Below are 16,568 nucleotides of genomic sequence, written 5' to 3' on the forward strand. Positions count from 1 at the left end.
AAAATGAAACAGCCTGCCGTCCGGCGGGCTGGGAAAAGCCTGCATACATGCGCGAAAAACCACGATGTCTGTATCAATCGTTTCGCAGCCTCCTGAGCGTTCCCTGGCAATCGCCCAAGCCCGCCGCGAACTGATAGAAGGCGAGTCACCCCAAAGAGCGCGGGGGGCCGCCCGCATCGACTCCTGGATCACCCGCTCCTGGCAGCGCTGCATCGAGGCCGGCCGCCGGCCGCAGCAGCGCGTCCAGTTCGACCCCGTGAGCCGCTCGGCCGGCAAGGACATCGTCGAGCGCAACCGCGCGCTGGTCGCCGCGGCCCGCCCGGTGATCGAGCAGCTCTCCCGCGCCATCGCCGACACCCGCTATTTCGCCGTACTGACCGATGCAGAGGGCATCGTGGTCGACGTGGGCAACCTGCCCGACGGCACCGATGCTGCCAGCCGCTATGCGCGGGACATCGGGCGCATCGGCGTCGACCTGTCGGAGCGCGCCATCGGCACCAGCGCCATCGGTACCGCCCTGGCCGAGCAGGAATCGGTCTGGCTGCACCGCGGCGAACATTTCTTCGACGACACCAGCGTCTACAGCTGCGCCGGCGCGCCGCTCTTCGGCCCCCGGGGCGACTGCATCGGCATGCTCGACCTGACCGGGGTGCACGTGGCCGAACGCCCCGAGCTGCGCCACCTGGCGACCCTGTCGGCGCGCAACATCGAGAACATGCTGGTCAAGCGCGAGCCCTGCGAACTGCTGCTGCGCCTGGCGTGGCCGGGCAGTTCGGGCGGCGAAGCCACGGAAGGGCTGCTGTGCATCGACGCGGTGGGCGGCGTGACCGGCGCCAACGCAGCGGCGCGGCAGATGCTGCACCAGCCGCTGCCGCACGGCGGGCACGCCCTGAACTTCAACGACCTCTTCGCGCTGCCTCTGCACATGATGTTCGACGCGGCCCGCCGCGGCGATGCGATGCTCGAGGTGCCGCTGTGGTCGGGCCTGCGGGTGCAGGTGCGGCCCCAGCCCGGCGGCAGTGGCGTGGCGGCTTCCGCGAGCCCGTCTCCCGACAACAGGCCGAGGCTGCGCGACGTGGAAACCGCGCTGATCCGCAAGGCCGTGGCCGATGCCCGCGGCAACGTGGCGGAGGCCGCGCGGACCCTGGGCATCAGCCGCGCGACCGTCTACCGCAAGCTGTGGCGCGGGCGGCCTGCCGGCGCGCCGGACTGAAACACCGCCAGTCCGTTCAGCCTTCGTTCAGACTGCGGCGCTCAGGCGCCGACCGGCACCTTGTCCAGGAAGCCCGTCACCGACCGCAGCTTGCCCGCATCGACCTGCGCGAAGTCGGTGCCCTGGATCAGGTCTTCTGCGCCGCTGGGCCCCAGCGTCCACGAGAAGCGCAGATGGTCGCCGTGCGAATCGGCCTTGCCCAGCAGGTTGAAGCGGAAACCCGGATAGCGCTGGTGCACCACCCCCACCAGCGCGCTGATCTGCTCTCGGCCGATGGCCTGGGCGAGCGGATCGACGTAGCGCGCGTCGGCGGTCCAGCCGGCCTCGATCAGCGCGGCGCGGCGCTCGGCGTCGGTTTCGTTCCAGACCGCGATGTAGTGTTGGGCAATGGCGGTGGCATCGTGTGTGGCAGTGTTCATGGTGACCATTCCTTTCCGGGTGTCGACCCGCAACATCGCGGGGTGAAGGAATGGTCGCCCCGCACGCGATGCGCGTCGATGACGTGGCAGGTCATGAGATGCGGGATCGGACGGCCGAACGCAGCCCTTCGCGAAACCTCCGCGCCTGGCCGCCCGCCCCCCGTTCCAGGCAGTCACATGGCGTCGAGCGGAAACACCGGCCGCCTGACCTTGCCGAACGGGAACAGCCCGTAGTCCGAACTCGTGACCCCCGGGCTGTCGCACTCCACCAGCGCTGCCGAGAGCGGCTCGAAAACCGGCCGGCAGTACATGCGCGACTTGAGCAGCAGGAAGCGCTCCTTGCGCGGATCGAGCCCCGCGCACTCGAAGACGCCGATGTCCCACGGCTCCTGCGTTCGCTCGGTCACCACGATGCGCGCCGCGCCGATGTCGAAGAGCACCGTGCGGCCCATGCTGCTGCGCTGGCCGGTGTAGGTGGGCCCGGTGATAACGTATTCGCCGTTGCCGATGGTGCGCACGATGCCCGTCAGGCGCACCGGCGTCTTCTCGAGCCCGATGCCCGCGAGCGAGACCTTGTTGCCCAGCGCGACCGTCACCTGCGCGCCCTCGCCCGCCGCGACGAGCTGCGCCACCGCCTCGGGGTCGCACAGCGGACCGACGCCGATGCCGTGCAGGCCCTGGGCCAGCGCCTCCTGCAGCACGTCCATGGTGTCGCAGCTTCCGCCCGACATGCAGTTGTCGCCATGGTCGAGCAGCAGCACCGGCCGCGTCGCACCTTCGGCGATCAGCTTCGCGCGCGCGATCGACTCCGCCAGCGGCTCGCTGCGGTAGACGAAGGCCTCGCGCTGCGCCCACATCTGCGCCGCGATGCGGTCGGCCGTGGCCTGTGCGCGTTCGGGCGAATGCGCGTCGACCGCGATCACGCTCATGCAAGGCGCCTCGATGTCCGACAGCGAGAAGCCCGCGAGGATCGACACCGCCAGCGATTCCGACTCCTCCGCCTCGCGCGCCGCCTCGATGGCCTGCTTCATCGCGCCGGTGAAGGAGGCGCTGCGCAGCGTGTGCGCCATCAGCGGCAGCCGGTGCCAGCGCATGTGCGGCTTGCTGCGTCCGGCGAGCATGTCGAAGAGCAGCCGGCCGGCATGCTCGCCGGTCTCGTACATGTCGACGTGCGGGTAGGTCTTGAAGCCGACGATCACGTCGGCGTTCTCCACCATCGCGGGCGTGACGTTGGCGTGCAGGTCGAGCGCCACGCCGATGGGCACGCCCGGCGCCGCCGCGCGCAGGCGCAGCAGCAGGTCGCCTTCGCCATCGGCGCTGTTGTGCGCCACCATCGCGCCGTGCAGGTCGAGCAGGATGGCGTCGCAGCCCGGGGCCGCGTCGACGATGAACTGGGTGAGCAGCGTGTAGGCCTGCGCATCGACCGGGCCGCTCGGGTTGGCCGAGGCCGACACCGGCGTGACCACGGTCGCGCCCGCCTGCTCGGCGAGATCGATGAAGGCGGACATCGCCGTGCGCATGCCCTTGTTGTCGCGGTAGGCCTGCTCGCCGAAGGTGGGGCCGTCGGGCCCGAAGGCCGCGAGCGGCGTGGGCACCGGAGAGAAGGTATTGGTCTCGTGGTTCAGACGCGCGATCAGCACCTTCATTGCGCCGCTCCCGCGCTCTGCAGCATCGCCTGCAGCAGCACGTTGCAGCCTGCCTCCAGGTGATCGGGCTGCGCGTCCTCGATCTCGTTGTGGCTGATGCCGTCGCGGCAGGGCACGAAGATCATCGCCGTGGGGCAGACGCGCGCGAGGTACACCGCGTCGTGGCCCGCGCCGCTGATCACGTTCATCCAGCTCAGGCCCTGCGCCTGCGCGGCGTCGCGCACGGCCGCAACAAGCCCGGGCGTGAAGGGCTGCGGCGGGAAGTACACGACCTGCTCCACCGACATCTCGACCTTGGCCTTCGCGGCAATGCGCTGCACGGTTTCCTTGAGCGCGGCGTCCAGCGCCGACAGCACCGTGTCGTCGGCCGCGCGCAGGTCGACGCTGAGCTTCACCCGGCCCGGAATCACGTTGCGCGAGTTCGGGTACGCGTCGATCCAGCCGACCGTGCCGCGCGCGTGCGGCGCGTGGGCCAGCGCGATGCGGTTGACCTCGATCACCAGCTCGGAAGCAGCCAGCAGCGCGTCCTTGCGCAGCTCCATCGGCGTGGGACCGGCATGGGCTTCCATGCCCTGCACCACCACGTCGTACCAGCGCTGGCCCAGCGCTCCCTCGACCACGCCGATCACGCGCTCGTTGGCTTCGAGCACCGGGCCCTGCTCGATGTGCGCCTCGAAGTACGCGCTCACCGGCGACGCTTCTGCCGAGACGGGCGCGCTGCCCGCATAGCCGATGGCGGCCAGCGCCTCGGAGACGCTGATGCCGTCGTTGTCGCGCTGCGCCAGCGCATGCTCCAGCGTGAACGCGCCGGCGAACACGCCCGAGCCCATCATCACCGGCACGAAGCGCGAGCCTTCCTCGTTGGTCCACACCGCCACCTCGAGCGGCGCCTCGGTCTGCACCCCGGCGTCGTTCAGGGTGCGGATCACCTCCAGCCCGGCGAGCACGCCGTAGTTGCCGTCGAACTTGCCGCCCGTGGGCTGGGTGTCGATGTGGCTGCCCGTGGCCACCGGCGGCAGCGCGTTGTTGCGGCCGGCGCGGCGCGCGAAGATGTTGCCGATGGCGTCGACACGCACCTCGCAGCCGGCCTCGCGGGCCCAGCGCGAGAACAGGTCGCGGCCCTGGCGGTCGAGATCGGTCAGCGCGATGCGGCAGACGCCGCCTTTCTCGGTAGCGCCCAGTTGCGCCAGTTCCATCAAGGAGTTCCAGAGCCGCTGGCCGTCGATGCGGAGTTCGTTGTGAGAGTTTTTCATGGCTTTCGAAAACGGTTGATGCGTTGCGTAGGGAGGGCGCTCAGGCGAGGCCCACGCCCAGGTAGCGGTCCTTGACTTCGTGGTCGGCCATGAAGTCGGCATTGCCGGCCTCGTGCACGATCACGCCCTGCTCCACGATGTAGTGGCGGTCGGCCAGCTGCACGCAGACCTCGAGGTTCTGCTCGACCAGCAGGATCGCCACGCCCGCGGCCTTGATGGTCTTGAGCTGCGCGACGATCTCCTCGACGATCACGGGCGCCAGGCCCTCGACCGGCTCGTCGAGGATCAGCAGGCGCGGATGGTTCATCAGCGCCCGGCCGATCGCCAGCATCTGCTGCTCGCCGCCCGAGAGCTGCCCGCCGCCGTTGCGCCGGCGCTCCTTCAGGCGCGGGAAGATCCGGTAGATGTCGTCCAGCTGCCAGGGCGACTGGCGCCGCAGGCCGAGCAGCAGGTTCTCTTCCACCGTCAGCAGCTTGAAGATGCCGCGGTGCTCGGGCACCAGGCACACGCCGCGCGTGGCGATGCGGTGCGCCGGCATGCCGGCGATGTCCGCACCCTGGAAGCGCACCCGCCCGCTGGTGGGCGTGACCGCCCCGGCGATGCTCTTGAGCGTGGTCGACTTGCCCGCGCCGTTGCGCCCAAGCAGCGTGACCAGTTCGGCCTCGCCCACGGTCATCGACACGCCCTGCAGCACGTGGCTCTTGCCGTAGTGGGCGTGCAGCTTCTCGACTTCGAGGATGTTGTCGCGGGCGCCGCTCATGCCTTGCCTCCGGTGATCATGTTGCCCAGGTAGGCGCTGCGCACGCGCGCATCGGCCCGGATGTCGCCCGGAAGCCCCTCGGCCAGCACGCGGCCCAGCTGCATCACGGTGACAGTGTCGGAGATGTCCATCACGATGTTCATGTTGTGCTCGATGAGAACCACGGTGTGCGCGTCGCGCAGGCCACGGATCAGCTGCTTCATGTCGTCCAGGTCGTCGATGCCCATGCCCGATGTCGGCTCGTCGAGGAAGATCGCCTTCGGTCTCGCCGCAAGCGCCATGCCAACCTCGAGCCGGCGCTGCTGGCCGTGCGAGAGTTCGCCGGCCGGCGTGTCCGCCAGCCGCTCCAGCCCGATGCGCTGCAGCACCTCGTCGACGATCCGGGTGCAGGCCAGTTCGCCGACCGGCGCGCGCCAGCAGTTCATGGCCTGCCGCGGCGACACGCCCTGGGCCGCCACGCGCAGGTTCTCGCGCACCGCAAGGCTCGCGAACAGCGCCGTGACCTGGAACGAGCGCGCCATGCCGCGCTGCACGCGCTTGTGGTCGGGCTCGCGCGTGACGTCATGGCCGTCGAACAGGATGCGTCCGCCGGTGGTCATGCCGGTGCCGGTGAGCATGTGGAACAGCGTGGTCTTGCCCGCGCCGTTGGGACCGATCACCGAGTGCACCGTGTTGCGCCGGATCTTCAGGTCGACCCCGCCGAGCGCCGCGAACTTGCCGTAGTGCTTGGTGACGCCGACGGCTTCTATAAGAACGTCGCTCATGCTTTTTCTCCTTCCGCGGCAGGCGAGACAGCTGCGGCAGGCGCGGCCGGGGCCGGGGCCGCCGGTGACTTGCGAAAGATGCGCTTCCAGGCACTCTCGCCCAGCCCCCAGAGCCCGCGCTGCATGCCGATGCTCACGCCGATCAGCAGCAGCCCCAGCAGCAGCAGCCAGCGCGGCCACAGCGTGGAGAGCCAGTCGGCCAGCAGCACGTAGAACGCCGAGCCCAGCACCGAGGCGAACAGATTGCCGGTGCCGCCGATCACGGTGATGACGAGGATCATCTCGCTCGTGTGGTACTCGGCGTTCGACAGCGGAGCGATGCCGGTCATCATGGCGTGCAGCCCGCCCGCGAGGCCGGTGACGGCGCCCGAGATCACGAAGGCCAGCAGCTTGAAGCGCTTGAGGTCGTAGCCCACGGCGGCGGCGCGGTCCTCGTTGTCACGGATCGCCAGCAGCGTGCGACCGAAGACCGAATCGGTCACGCGCAGCAGCAGGCCGAAGGCGACGAGGAACACCACGGCCACGAAGGCGTAGTACTTCCAGGGCGTGTCCATGAAGCCGGGGCGCGGCACGTCGAGCAGGCCGTTGTCGCCGCCGGTGAGGCCGGTGGCGGTGTAGGCGATGAAATAGAACATCTGCGCGAAGGCCAGCGTGAGCATCACGAAGTAGGTGCCGCGCTGCCGGATGGCAACCCAGCCCACCACCGCCGCGCCCAGTGCGCCCATCGCCACGGCGGCGAGCAGCGCTAGCGGCATCGGCAGGCTCAGCCGCGTGAGCAGGATGGCGATGGTGTAGCTGCCCAGCCCGAAGAAGATGCCCTGCCCGAAGGAGAGCAGCCCAGTATAGCCCAGCAGCAGGTTGCAGCCCAGCGCGGCCAGCGCGTAGATCAGCACCTCGCTCGCGAGCGAACCCGAGCTCAGCACCAGCGGCAGGCCGAGCACCGCGATGAGCGCCAAGAGGAAAGTGGTATTGCGGGACACGATGGATCCCTCCTTCAATGGTTCATGTTGCGGCGCATCGGCCCCGAAACGGGCAGAGCGATGCGCGGCCGGGAACGGGTCCGTTCGCAGGCACCCGCGGAACCGGCTCTGCCGGACCGGCGGGTGCGCCCCTCGAGGGGGATGCGAGCCACACGAAGTGGGCGAGAGTCGGGGTGGCTCATACGCTTCGGCCGAGCAGGCCGTGGGGGCGCAGCAGCAGCACGGCCGCCATCGCGATGTAGATCATCAGGCTCGCGCCCGGCGGCCAGATGGTGCTCATGAGGCTCTGCACGATGCCGATCAGCAGGCCGCCCACGAGCGCACCGCCGAAGCTGCCGAGCCCGCCGATCACCACGACCACGAAGGCCACGGCCAGCGCCTCGACGCCCATGAAGGGCTCGGCGCCGCGGATGGGCGCGGCCAGCACACCGGCCAGCGCCGCCGTGGCCGCGCCGAGCGCGAACACCAGACTGAACACGCGGAACACGTTGATGCCGAGCAGCGACACCATCTCGGTCGACTCGCTGCCCGCGCGCACCGCGCTGCCCAGGCGCGTGCCCTCTAGCACCCACCACAGCAGCACCGCGAGCACGGCGGTGAAGCCGATCACGAAGAGCCGGTACTTCGGATAGACGAACGAGCCCCACATGACCACGCCCTGCAGCAGGTCGGGCGTGGCGACGCTGTTGCCCAGCGGGCCCCAGAACACGATCACCATCTCCTGCACCGCGAGCGCGAGGCCCACCGTCACGAGGATGTGGAACTCGTGCGCCTTGGCGTACACGCGGCGCAGCAGCAGCTTCTCGGCCAGCCAGCCCAGCGCGCCCACGAATAGCGGCACCAGCAGCAGCGCCAGCCAGAAGTTCATGCCCCACTGAAGGGCCTGGAAGCAGAGGTAGGCGCCCAGCAGGTAGAAGGCACCGTGCGCGAAGTTCACGAAGCGCAGCAGGCCGAACACGATGGACAGGCCGACCGCCAGCAGGAAATACAGCATGCCGATGCCGATTCCGTTGATGGTCTGTAGCAGGTAGACGGACATAGGTGTAGGTAATGGCAGACGCTCGGGCACGCTCCCTTTCGGGAACACCGCGGAGCCGGCTTCGCCGGGCCGCAGGTGTCGCTCCCTGCAAGGGGGTTGGCGGCCACACGAAGTGGGCAAGCCTGGGGGTCAGCCCAGCTTGCAGCCTGTCTTGTCCACGGCGAGGAAGGACTTGCCCGAGCTGACCACGTCGACGTAGTCCGCCGCGTCCTTCATCTTCGACTTGGCCTTGCCCTTGAGCAGGTAGTAGTCCTTGATGACCTGGTGGTCGGCCTTGCGGATCTCCTCGCTGCCGGTGAGGCCGTCGAACTTCATGCCTTCGAGCGCGGCGATCACCGCCTTCTGGTCGACCGAGCCGGCCTTCACGATGCCGTCGATCAGGATCTTGGTGCAGATGTACGAGCCGGCGAGGCTGTAGTTGGGCACGATCTTGAGCTTGTCGGCGGTGCGCTTCACGAGGTCCTTGTTGAGCGGCGTGTCGGCCGTGTGCCAGTACTGCGCGCCGAAATAGACGCCGTCGCACAGGTCGGCGCCCAGCTCGTCGAACTGTTCGAGCCCCGAGGCCCAGGCCATGAGGATCGTCGTGTTCTTGTGCATGCCGAAGCTCACCGCCTGGCGCAGCGCGGCCGACGACTGCGCGCCGAAATTCAGCAGCAGCAGCACGTCGGGCTTGGCGGCCATGGCGTTGGTGAGATAGCCGCTGAACTCCTTCTCGTTGAGCGAGTGGTAGCTGTTGCCCACGTGCTCGATGCCCTTCTCCTGGAAGATGTTCTTGGCGGCGCTCAGCAGGCCGTCGCCGAACACGTACTGCGGCGTGATCGTGTACCAGCGCTTGGCCTTCGGCATGGAGGCGATCAGCGGGCGCACCGTCTGCTCGATCGCACCGAAGGTGGGCACCGACCAGCGGAAGGTGGCGGGGTTGCAGTCCTTGCCTGTGATCTCGTCGGCGCCCGCGGTGGTGATGAACAGGCCACCGGCCTTCTCCGCCTCCTTGCCCATGGCCAGCGCTTCCGACGACAGGATGCCGCCGGCGAAGAACTTCGCGCCCTGCTGCTGCGAGGCTTCCTGCACCTTGCGCACGGCGGTGGCCGGCTTGCCTTCGGTGTCGAGCACCGTGTAGGCCAGCGGGCGCTTCAGCACGCTGCCGTACTGCTCGATCGCCAGCTTCATGCCCAGGTCGGCGAACTTGCCGTTGGCCGCGAAGGCGCCCGACATCGGCACCGGGCAGCCGAATCGGATCGCGTCCGCCGACTGGGCGAAGGCGGCGCGGCCGCCCAGGAGCGAGGCGGGGGCAGCCGACAGGGCGGCCAGCTGAAGAAGTTGTCTGCGTTGCATGAGTTCTCCGGTCGTGGTGGGAAGAAAAAAGAAGAAGGAAGGGGGAAGGAGGTGGCAAACGAGCTGCTCGCGATCGCCGGCAAATTTAAGCGGATAAATAGGATTAATATGCTGGTAAAAACCCGCTAGCAACAGCCGTGCCAAAATCTGCTGCCCTTCCCTTGGGGCCCAATACCTGCTTACAGGTCACCTTCTGTTTTTCCATCGCTCCGAACGCATGAATTCGTCTCCATCTGATCGTGAAATGCCGCGGAACCGGCCTTGCCGGGCCGCTGGCATTGCCCCCGGCGAGGGGGTGGGCGAAGCGACACGAAGTGCGCGAAGCCTGGGGGTGAGCGAATGAAAGTGGGGCAGAACCGTCCTAAGCGGCAGAAGCTCTCTGACGTCATCGTCGAAGACGTCAAGCGATGGATCGTGGCGGAGCGCAAGCAGCCCGGCGACCGGCTGCCGAACGAGAAGGAACTGATCGAGCTCTTCGGCTATTCGAAGAGCACCGTGCGCGAGGCGCTCAAGGCGCTGGAGGTGCGCGGCCTGATCTCCATCCGCACCGGCCCCGGCGGCGGTGCCTACCTGCAGCAGGTGTCGGTGGAGCATGCCTCGGAGCCGCTGCGCAATTTCCTGCACTTCCACCATCTCGACGGCCACCACATCTACCAGCTGCGCAAGGCGCTGGAGCCCGAGCTGGCGGTGAGCGTGGTGGGCCGTCTGACGCCGGAGCAGTTCGAGAAGCTGGAAGAGAACGTGCGGCTGTGCACGGTCGAGCCGACCAGCGAGGACGAGCTGCGCATCCAGCGCGAGGCCGAACTGGCCTTCCACACCATGCTGGCGGAGAGCTGCCCCAATCCGGTGCTCTCCTTCATGTGCCGCTTCCTCAACGACCTGCTGCGCGACCTCGTGGTCTACAAGAAGGCGCTCGACCACCACCACTTCGGCGAGGCCAACGTCGACTACCACACGCAGCTGCTGGCGGCCTACCGCAGGGAAGACGCCGCAGAGGTGCGCCGGCTGATGGCCGAGCACATGGTCGACGCCGAGCAGCACATGCACGAGATGGAGGCGCACATCGGCGCCAAGCACCTGCTGCTGCCGAGCGGGCAGCGCTGACTTCCCCTGCTACTTCATCTACTTCCGGTGCGCCTGCTCCAGGCATTCCTGGAACGCCAGCACCGCCCGCGACGGCTTCGGCGAACGCCGCAGCAGGCTCACGAAGCGGCACGCGTAGTTGAAGCGCGCCGGCAGCACCGCCTTCATGAGCCCGCGCGCCTCGAACACCTGCGCGTAGTGGTCGGGCAGGAAGCCCAGGAAGCGCCCCGAAAGAATCAGCGTCGCGATCGCCTCCTGGTCGAAACCGGTGGCCATGCGCGACAGCTTCGCGCGGTGGCTCAGTTCCATGTTGGGCGAGTGGTAGCCCAGCCCCGCGAAATGGTGCTCGCGCAGCCTGGCCCAGGTGAGCTTGTCGTGGCGCACGCCGAAGAGCGGATGCCCCGCGCCGCAGTACAGCAGCATGGTCTCGTCGAACAGGTCGGCATACACCAGGCTCTTGGAGGCGCGGTGCGCCGGGATGATGCCGATCTGGAAGTTGCCCTCCAGCACGCCCTGCTCGATGGCGTTGATCGAGCCCACGTGCACGGCCAGCCGCACCTCGGGCGCGATCTCGGTGAAACGCGCGATCGCCTCGCCGATGCGCGCCTGCGGGTTGGTGGCCGTCTTGTCGAACAGCGCCACGTCGAGCTGGCCGCCCATGCGGTTGTGGATGTCGTCGATGCTGCCACGGAAGGCGTCGACCGAGGCCAGCAGGCGCAGCGTCTCGTCGTACACGCGCTGCCCCTCGGCGGTGAGCGCGAAGCCCGCCCTGCCCCGCCGGCACAGCACGAGGCCGAGGCGCGTTTCCAGGTCCTTCACGTGGCGGCTCACGGTGGAAGTGCCGATGTTCAGCTCCAGCTCGGCGGCCGCCATGCCGCCGCAGTCGACCACGCTCTTGAACACCTTGAGCAGGCGCAGGTCCATGTCGCTGAGCTGCCCCAGGACGGCGCGGTTGCGGGTGCCGGAGGCACCATTTCGGGCTTTCGCCTTTACTTGCATGAAACGTCAAGTGAACATTGATATTGCGCCATTCTCCACACTGAACGGCTTGCGAACAATCGGCGCATTCCATCACCTCCGGAGCCCGCCGCGCGCGGGAAACGCCATGACCATCGCCACGCCCGCCATCGAACCGACGTCCGCCGTGCGCACCGACGCCGCCTGGCTCGAAGCGCACTGGATGCCCTACACCGGCAACCGCAACTTCAAGGCCGATCCGAGGCTCATCGTGGAGGCCAAGGGCGCCTACTTCACCGACGCCGACGGCCGCAAGATCTTCGACGGCCTCTCGGGCCTGTGGTGCTCGGGCCTGGGCCACGGCCGCCCCGAGATCACCGAGGCGGTGAGCCGCCAGATCGCGAAGCTCGACTACTCGCCGGCCTTCCAGTTCGGCCATCCGCTGTCCTTCGAGCTGGCCAACAAGATCAAGGAGATGACGCCCGCCGGCCTCGACTACGTCTTCTTCACCGGCTCGGGCTCGGAAGCTGCCGACACCTCGCTGAAGCTGGCGCGCGCCTACTGGCGCACCAAGGGTCAGGCCAGCAAGACCCGCCTGATCGGCCGCGAGAAGGGCTACCACGGCGTCAACTACGGCGGCATCTCGGTCGGCGGCATCGCGGCCAACCGCAAGCTCTTCGGCCAGGGCGTGGAGGCCGACCACCTGCCGCACACGCAGCTCGCCTCCAATGCCTTCACGCGCGGCATGGCCGACAACGGCGTGGAGCTGGCCGACCGCCTGCTGGACATCATCGCGCTGCACGACGCGTCGAACATCGCGGCCGTGATCGTCGAGCCCTTCGCGGGCTCGGCCGGCGTGGTGATCCCGCCCAAGGGCTACCTGAAGCGCCTTCGCGAGATCTGCACCGCCAACAACATCCTGCTGATCTTCGACGAGGTCATCACCGGCTTCGGCCGCTGCGGCGCGCTCACCGGCGCAGAAGCCTTCGGCGTGACGCCCGACATCATGAACATCGCCAAGCAGATCACCAACGGCGCGCAGCCGATGGGCGCGGTGGTCGCGAGCAAGGACATCTACGACACCTTCATGGCGGCGGGCGGCCCCGACTACATGCTCGAGTTCCCGCACGGCTACACCTACAGCGCGCATCCGGTGGCCTGCGCCGCCGGCATCGCCGCGCTCGACGTGCTGAAGAAGGAAGACATGATCGGCCGCGTGCAGGCGCTCGCGCCGCACTTCGAGAACGCGGTGCACAGCCTCAAGGGCAGCAAGCACGTGACCGACATCCGCAACTACGGCCTGGCCGCCGGCCTGACCATCGCGGCCCTGCCTGGCGAACCCGCGCGCCGCCCGTACGAGATCGCGATGAACTGCTGGAAGAAGGGCTTCTACGTGCGCTACGGCGGCGACACCATCCAGCTCGCCCCGCCCTTCATCGCAGAGAAGGCCGAGATCGACCGCCTGGTGAACGCGCTGGCCGACGCGCTGGCCGAGACGGCCTGATCCTTCAGCGCCCTTTCAGCCCCCTTGAGGGGCAGCAGGCGTCGCCGCGCGAGCGGCGCGGTCCTACACCCCGGCGGTCCACAGGTTCCCAGAATCTGTCGGGCCGCCGATGACCACGCTGCAGACAGACATCCCCGCCCGCCTCGACCGACTTCCATGGTCGCGCTGGCACTGGCGCGTGGTGATCGCGCTGGGCGTGGCCTGGGTGCTCGACGGGCTCGAGGTCACGCTGGTGGGCTCCATCGGCGCAGTGCTGGAGCGGCCCGACACGCTGGGGCTCACGGCCGGGGAGATCGGGCTGTCGGGGTCGGTGTATGTCGCGGGCGCGGTGCTCGGCGCCCTGCTCTTCGGGCGCATGACCGACCGGCTCGGGCGCAAGAAGCTCTTTCTCATCACCCTCGCCGTCTACACGGTCGGCACGCTGGCGACGGCCTTCTCGCCGAACTTCGCCTTCTTCGCGCTGTGCCGCTTCGTCACCGGGCTGGGCATCGGCGGCGAGTACGCGGCCATCAACTCGGCCATCGACGAGCTGATTCCGGCTCGCGTGCGCGGGCGTGTGAACCTCGCGATCAACGGCAGCTTCTGGATCGGTGCGGCGCTGGGCGCGGCGCTCAGCCTCGTCCTGCTCGACGCGCGCGTGATCGGCCCGGTGTGGGGCTGGCGCGCAGGCTTCGCACTGGGTGCCGTGCTGGCGGTGGCCATCCTGCTGGTGCGGCGCCACGTGCCCGAGAGCCCGCGGTGGCTGGTCGCGCACGGGCGCGCCGACGAGGCGCGGCGCATCGTCGAGCGCATCGAGGCGGAGGTCGAGGCGCAGCACGGCCCGCTGCCGGCCCCGCGGGACTTCGTCGTGAACTACACCGCCGCGCGTCCCGAGAGCCCGCCGATGCGCCAGGTGGCGCGCGTGCTGTTCAAGCGCTATCCGCAACGCAGCGTGGTCGCGCTGGCGCTGATGATTTCCCAGGCCTTCTTCTACAACGCGATCTTCTTCACCTACGCGCTGGTACTCACCCGGTTCTACGGCGTGCCCGAGGGCAACGTTGCGCTCTACATCTTTCCGTTCGCGCTGGGCAACGTGCTGGGGCCGCTGCTGCTGGGGCCGCTGTTCGACACCGTGGGCCGTCGCCGGATGATCGCGCTGACCTATGTGCTCGCGGGCATCGGCCTCGCGCTCACCGGCTGGGCCTTCATGCAGGGCTGGCTCGACGCACGCGGTCAGGCGCTGTGCTGGTCGGCGGTGTTCTTCCTGGCCTCGGCCGCGGCGAGCTCGGCGTACCTCACGGTGAGCGAGGTGTTTCCGCTGGAGATGCGCGCGCTCGCCATCGCGATCTTCTATGCGATCGGCATGGGCGCGGGCGGCTTCGCGGCGCCGCTGCTGTTCGGCCTGCTGATCGAGACGGGCAGCCGCGGAGCGGTGATGGTGGGCTACAGCATCGGCGCCGGGCTGGTCATCGTGGCGGGGCTGCTGGCGCTGCGACATGCGGCCGATGCGGAACGCAAGCCGCTCGAGGAGGTGGCGCCGCCCCTAACCTCCGAGGAAGGCAGCGAGCGCTGAGCGCCAGCGTCCTTCAGGTCAGAGCGCGCAGGTCCTGAAGCCGAAGAAGCCGTCGTCGCGATCCGGCAGCGCGAAGCCGCGGCGGCGCGGCGAGCGCAGGCGCGCACGTGTCGCGAAAGATGCGCCGCGCAGCACGCGCGCCCTTCCGAAGGCGGCGGCCGGATCGAACTCGGTGCCCGCGCTCCATGGATCGGCCCGGTAGCCGGGCCAGGGCTGCAGCGTGCCCGAGGTCCACTCGTGCACGTCGGCCCAGCGGAAGCCGCGCCGCGACGCCGTGTGCGCGGCGATCTCCCATTCGACCTCGGTCGCCAGCCGCCGGCCGGCCCAGCGCGCCCAGGCGTCGGCCTCCCACCAGCTCAGGTGCACGGCGCTGTGGTGCCCGGCCGCGCGCACGGTGGCGCCGAAGCGCTGCTGCAGCACCGAACCGCCGGTGCCGTTGCGCGCCGCGCCGATCTGCTCGACATGGCGCGGCCCGCGCCGGCCCTCGATCTGCGCGTTGAGCCAGCGCCATCCTTCGCCGTGCCAGAGCTCCTCGCGGTCGTAGCCGCCGTCCTCGACGAACTCGACGTACTGGTTCCAGGTGACGGGCTGGGCGTCGATCTCGAATTCGGGCACGTCCAGGCGGTGCGCGGCACGCTCCTGCGCGAAGGCGAAGCCGCTGTCAGGCATGCCCAGCTCCCAGCGCGTGGCCGGCAGCAGCAGCGGCTCGCGCGTGACGGCGATGGGCGCCTGCTCGACGCCCAGGGGCAGGCCCATCGTCTGCGCCATCACCACGAACTGCTCGCCGCGCATGTCCTCATGGAAGAGCGCAAGGCGATAGAAGTACAGGCCGGCGTCGGTCTCGGCGGCGTTGTCGAGCAGCTCCAACGTGCTTTCCAGCGTCTCGAGCAGGTAGGCCTTGGTCTGGGCGAGGTCCGGCAGGTCGGGCGGCCAGCGGCGGCCGGGGCCGGAATGGGCAGGGTTCCACCAGTCGTCCGCGCCGGGATCGATGGGCGCCAGCCGCGTCGGCCGCATCGGGCAGTCGGCGCCGAAGGCTCGCTGGGTGTTGCGCCCGATCCACCATTCGGCGAACCAGCCGATGTGGCCGGCCAGCCAGGCGGCGGGCACCACGCCCTCGTCGTCCGCGCCGGGCGGCCGGGCCAGCGCCTGGGCGCCCAGGGCCTGTTCGTAGAGCGAGAGGAGGTGCAGCGTGTGGTTGCGCGCGTCAATCAGCGCCAGCGAAAGAAGCTCCCGCCCGGCCCTGCACATGTCGGGCGAATCGATCGAATGGGGCTGGCCGGCGGCGCCCGAGGGCGTGGAAGGCGGAAGGCGCGAGGACATGGACGATTATGGCGACCGCCGCGCCGGACGGGCTTTCGCGGCCTGCCGCCAGGCCCGCATTCCGGGAAAACCCCGCCCCTTGTTGCGAGTCAATACAAAGGTTCACGGGGGTAACATCGCGGGCTTTGCGCAGCCCCCACCAGGGGCCGGCGCTCCATCATCGGGATTCGTGGGAGACACCCTCTTGTCTGCATTCCTCAAGTTCGCGACCGGCATGGACTGGATCAGCGAAAAACTCGGCAAGATCGCCGGCTACGCCGTCCTGGCGGCATCGCTCATCTCCGCCGGCAACGCCCTCATCCGCTACGGCCTCGACTTCAGCAGCAACGCCTGGCTCGAGATCCAGTGGTATCTCTTCGCCGCCACCGTGATGCTGGGCGCCCCCGTGGTGCTGCGCTTCAACGAGCACGTGCGCGTGGACATCATCTACGGCAAGCTCAAGGGCTACGGCCCGGTCTACGTCGACCTCTTCGGGCTCATCTTCTTCCTGCTGCCGGTGATGGGCCTCTTCGCTTACCTGACCTGGCCCTTCTTCTGGAACATGTGGGTCACGGGCGAGATGTCGGGCAACATCGGCGGCCTCATCCGCTGGCCCGCGGCGCTGCTGATGCCGGTGGGCTTCGGCGCGATGTTCCTGCAGGGCGTCTCGGAAATCATCAAGCGCATCGCCTACCTGCGCGGCCTGATCGAGATGGACACGCACTACGAGAAGCCGGTGCAGTGACGGGCGCAGTTCTCCGCGC

The 16,568-nt window shown here is 68.9% G+C and carries 15 protein-coding genes; 5 read left to right on the plus strand and 10 right to left on the minus strand.

The features are described 5' to 3' along the window. The first annotated feature begins 64 nt into the window (after nucleotides 1-64). Nucleotides 65-1,213, plus strand: a complete 1,149-nt coding sequence (locus FHY06_RS14070) for a helix-turn-helix domain-containing protein (RefSeq protein ID WP_184605531.1) — start codon at nucleotides 65-67, stop codon at nucleotides 1,211-1,213. A 41-nt stretch (nucleotides 1,214-1,254) separates the two neighbouring features. Here the strand turns inward: FHY06_RS14070 and FHY06_RS14075 are convergent, their stop codons facing one another. The 8 genes from FHY06_RS14075 to FHY06_RS14110 form a co-directional block, all read right to left on the minus strand. After that, nucleotides 1,255-1,632, minus strand: coding sequence for a nuclear transport factor 2 family protein (locus tag FHY06_RS14075; protein WP_026346379.1), 378 nt, complete (start codon nucleotides 1,630-1,632; stop codon nucleotides 1,255-1,257). Nucleotides 1,633-1,805: 173 nt separating this feature from the next. Next, nucleotides 1,806-3,278 (minus strand): M81 family metallopeptidase, encoded by a 1,473-nt coding sequence (locus FHY06_RS14080; protein WP_184605532.1) that lies wholly within the window; start codon nucleotides 3,276-3,278, stop codon nucleotides 1,806-1,808. Continuing rightward, a complete protein-coding gene (locus FHY06_RS14085) occupies nucleotides 3,275-4,531 on the minus strand; it encodes a Zn-dependent hydrolase (protein WP_184605533.1) in 1,257 nt (418 codons plus the stop codon). Before FHY06_RS14085 ends, FHY06_RS14080 begins: the two co-directional genes overlap by 4 nt. 40 nt (nucleotides 4,532-4,571) lie before the next feature. Beyond that, nucleotides 4,572-5,291 (minus strand): ABC transporter ATP-binding protein, encoded by a 720-nt coding sequence (locus FHY06_RS14090; protein ID WP_019654741.1) that lies wholly within the window; start codon nucleotides 5,289-5,291, stop codon nucleotides 4,572-4,574. Further along, on the minus strand, nucleotides 5,288-6,055 hold the full coding sequence (locus FHY06_RS14095; RefSeq protein ID WP_019654740.1) for an ABC transporter ATP-binding protein: 768 nt from the start codon (nucleotides 6,053-6,055) through the stop codon (nucleotides 5,288-5,290). The genes FHY06_RS14090 and FHY06_RS14095 overlap by 4 nt, the downstream gene beginning before the upstream one ends. After that, nucleotides 6,052-7,035: a branched-chain amino acid ABC transporter permease gene (locus FHY06_RS14100; protein ID WP_184605534.1), complete on the minus strand. Its 984-nt coding sequence runs from the start codon at nucleotides 7,033-7,035 to the stop codon at nucleotides 6,052-6,054. The genes FHY06_RS14095 and FHY06_RS14100 overlap by 4 nt, the downstream gene beginning before the upstream one ends. 178 nt (nucleotides 7,036-7,213) lie before the next feature. After that, nucleotides 7,214-8,074 (minus strand): branched-chain amino acid ABC transporter permease, encoded by an 861-nt coding sequence (locus FHY06_RS14105; RefSeq protein WP_019654738.1) that lies wholly within the window; start codon nucleotides 8,072-8,074, stop codon nucleotides 7,214-7,216. A gap of 129 nt (nucleotides 8,075-8,203) precedes the next feature. After that, the gene (locus tag FHY06_RS14110) at nucleotides 8,204-9,409 is read right to left on the minus strand and encodes an ABC transporter substrate-binding protein (RefSeq protein ID WP_184605535.1); all 1,206 of its coding nucleotides are present in this window, start codon (nucleotides 9,407-9,409) and stop codon (nucleotides 8,204-8,206) included. Between the two features lie 339 nt (nucleotides 9,410-9,748). Here FHY06_RS14110 and FHY06_RS14115 point away from each other — a divergent pair, with 339 nt between their 5' ends. Next, a complete protein-coding gene (locus tag FHY06_RS14115) occupies nucleotides 9,749-10,513 on the plus strand; it encodes a FadR/GntR family transcriptional regulator (RefSeq protein ID WP_019654736.1) in 765 nt (254 codons plus the stop codon). An 18-nt stretch (nucleotides 10,514-10,531) separates the two neighbouring features. Here FHY06_RS14115 and FHY06_RS14120 read toward each other — a convergent pair whose 3' ends face one another. Beyond that, nucleotides 10,532-11,491, minus strand: coding sequence for a LysR family transcriptional regulator (locus tag FHY06_RS14120; RefSeq protein ID WP_019654735.1), 960 nt, complete (start codon nucleotides 11,489-11,491; stop codon nucleotides 10,532-10,534). 106 nt (nucleotides 11,492-11,597) lie between these two features. Between FHY06_RS14120 and FHY06_RS14125 the strand changes: the two genes are divergently transcribed. Both FHY06_RS14125 and FHY06_RS14130 read left to right on the plus strand, forming a co-directional pair. Continuing rightward, nucleotides 11,598-12,953, plus strand: a complete 1,356-nt coding sequence (locus FHY06_RS14125; protein WP_019654734.1) for an omega-aminotransferase AptA — start codon at nucleotides 11,598-11,600, stop codon at nucleotides 12,951-12,953. 109 nt (nucleotides 12,954-13,062) lie between these two features. Beyond that, entirely contained in the window at nucleotides 13,063-14,505 is a 1,443-nt protein-coding gene (locus FHY06_RS14130) for an MFS transporter (RefSeq protein ID WP_184605536.1), read from the plus strand. Nucleotides 14,506-14,523: 18 nt separating this feature from the next. Here the strand turns inward: FHY06_RS14130 and FHY06_RS14135 are convergent, their stop codons facing one another. Next, nucleotides 14,524-15,825 carry an SUMF1/EgtB/PvdO family nonheme iron enzyme gene (locus tag FHY06_RS14135; protein WP_126185446.1) on the minus strand — a complete coding sequence of 434 codons (1,302 nt, stop codon included), beginning with the start codon at nucleotides 15,823-15,825 and terminating at the stop codon, nucleotides 14,524-14,526. Nucleotides 15,826-16,009: 184 nt separating this feature from the next. On the opposite strand from FHY06_RS14135, the gene FHY06_RS14140 reads away from it, so the two are divergent. Further along, the gene (locus FHY06_RS14140; protein ID WP_019654731.1) at nucleotides 16,010-16,549 is read left to right on the plus strand and encodes a TRAP transporter small permease subunit; all 540 of its coding nucleotides are present in this window, start codon (nucleotides 16,010-16,012) and stop codon (nucleotides 16,547-16,549) included. Nucleotides 16,550-16,568 lie beyond the last annotated feature (19 nt).

Source organism: Variovorax atrisoli, from assembly GCF_014195185.1.
GTDB classification, from domain to species: Bacteria; Pseudomonadota; Gammaproteobacteria; order Burkholderiales; family Burkholderiaceae_C; genus Variovorax; species Variovorax atrisoli.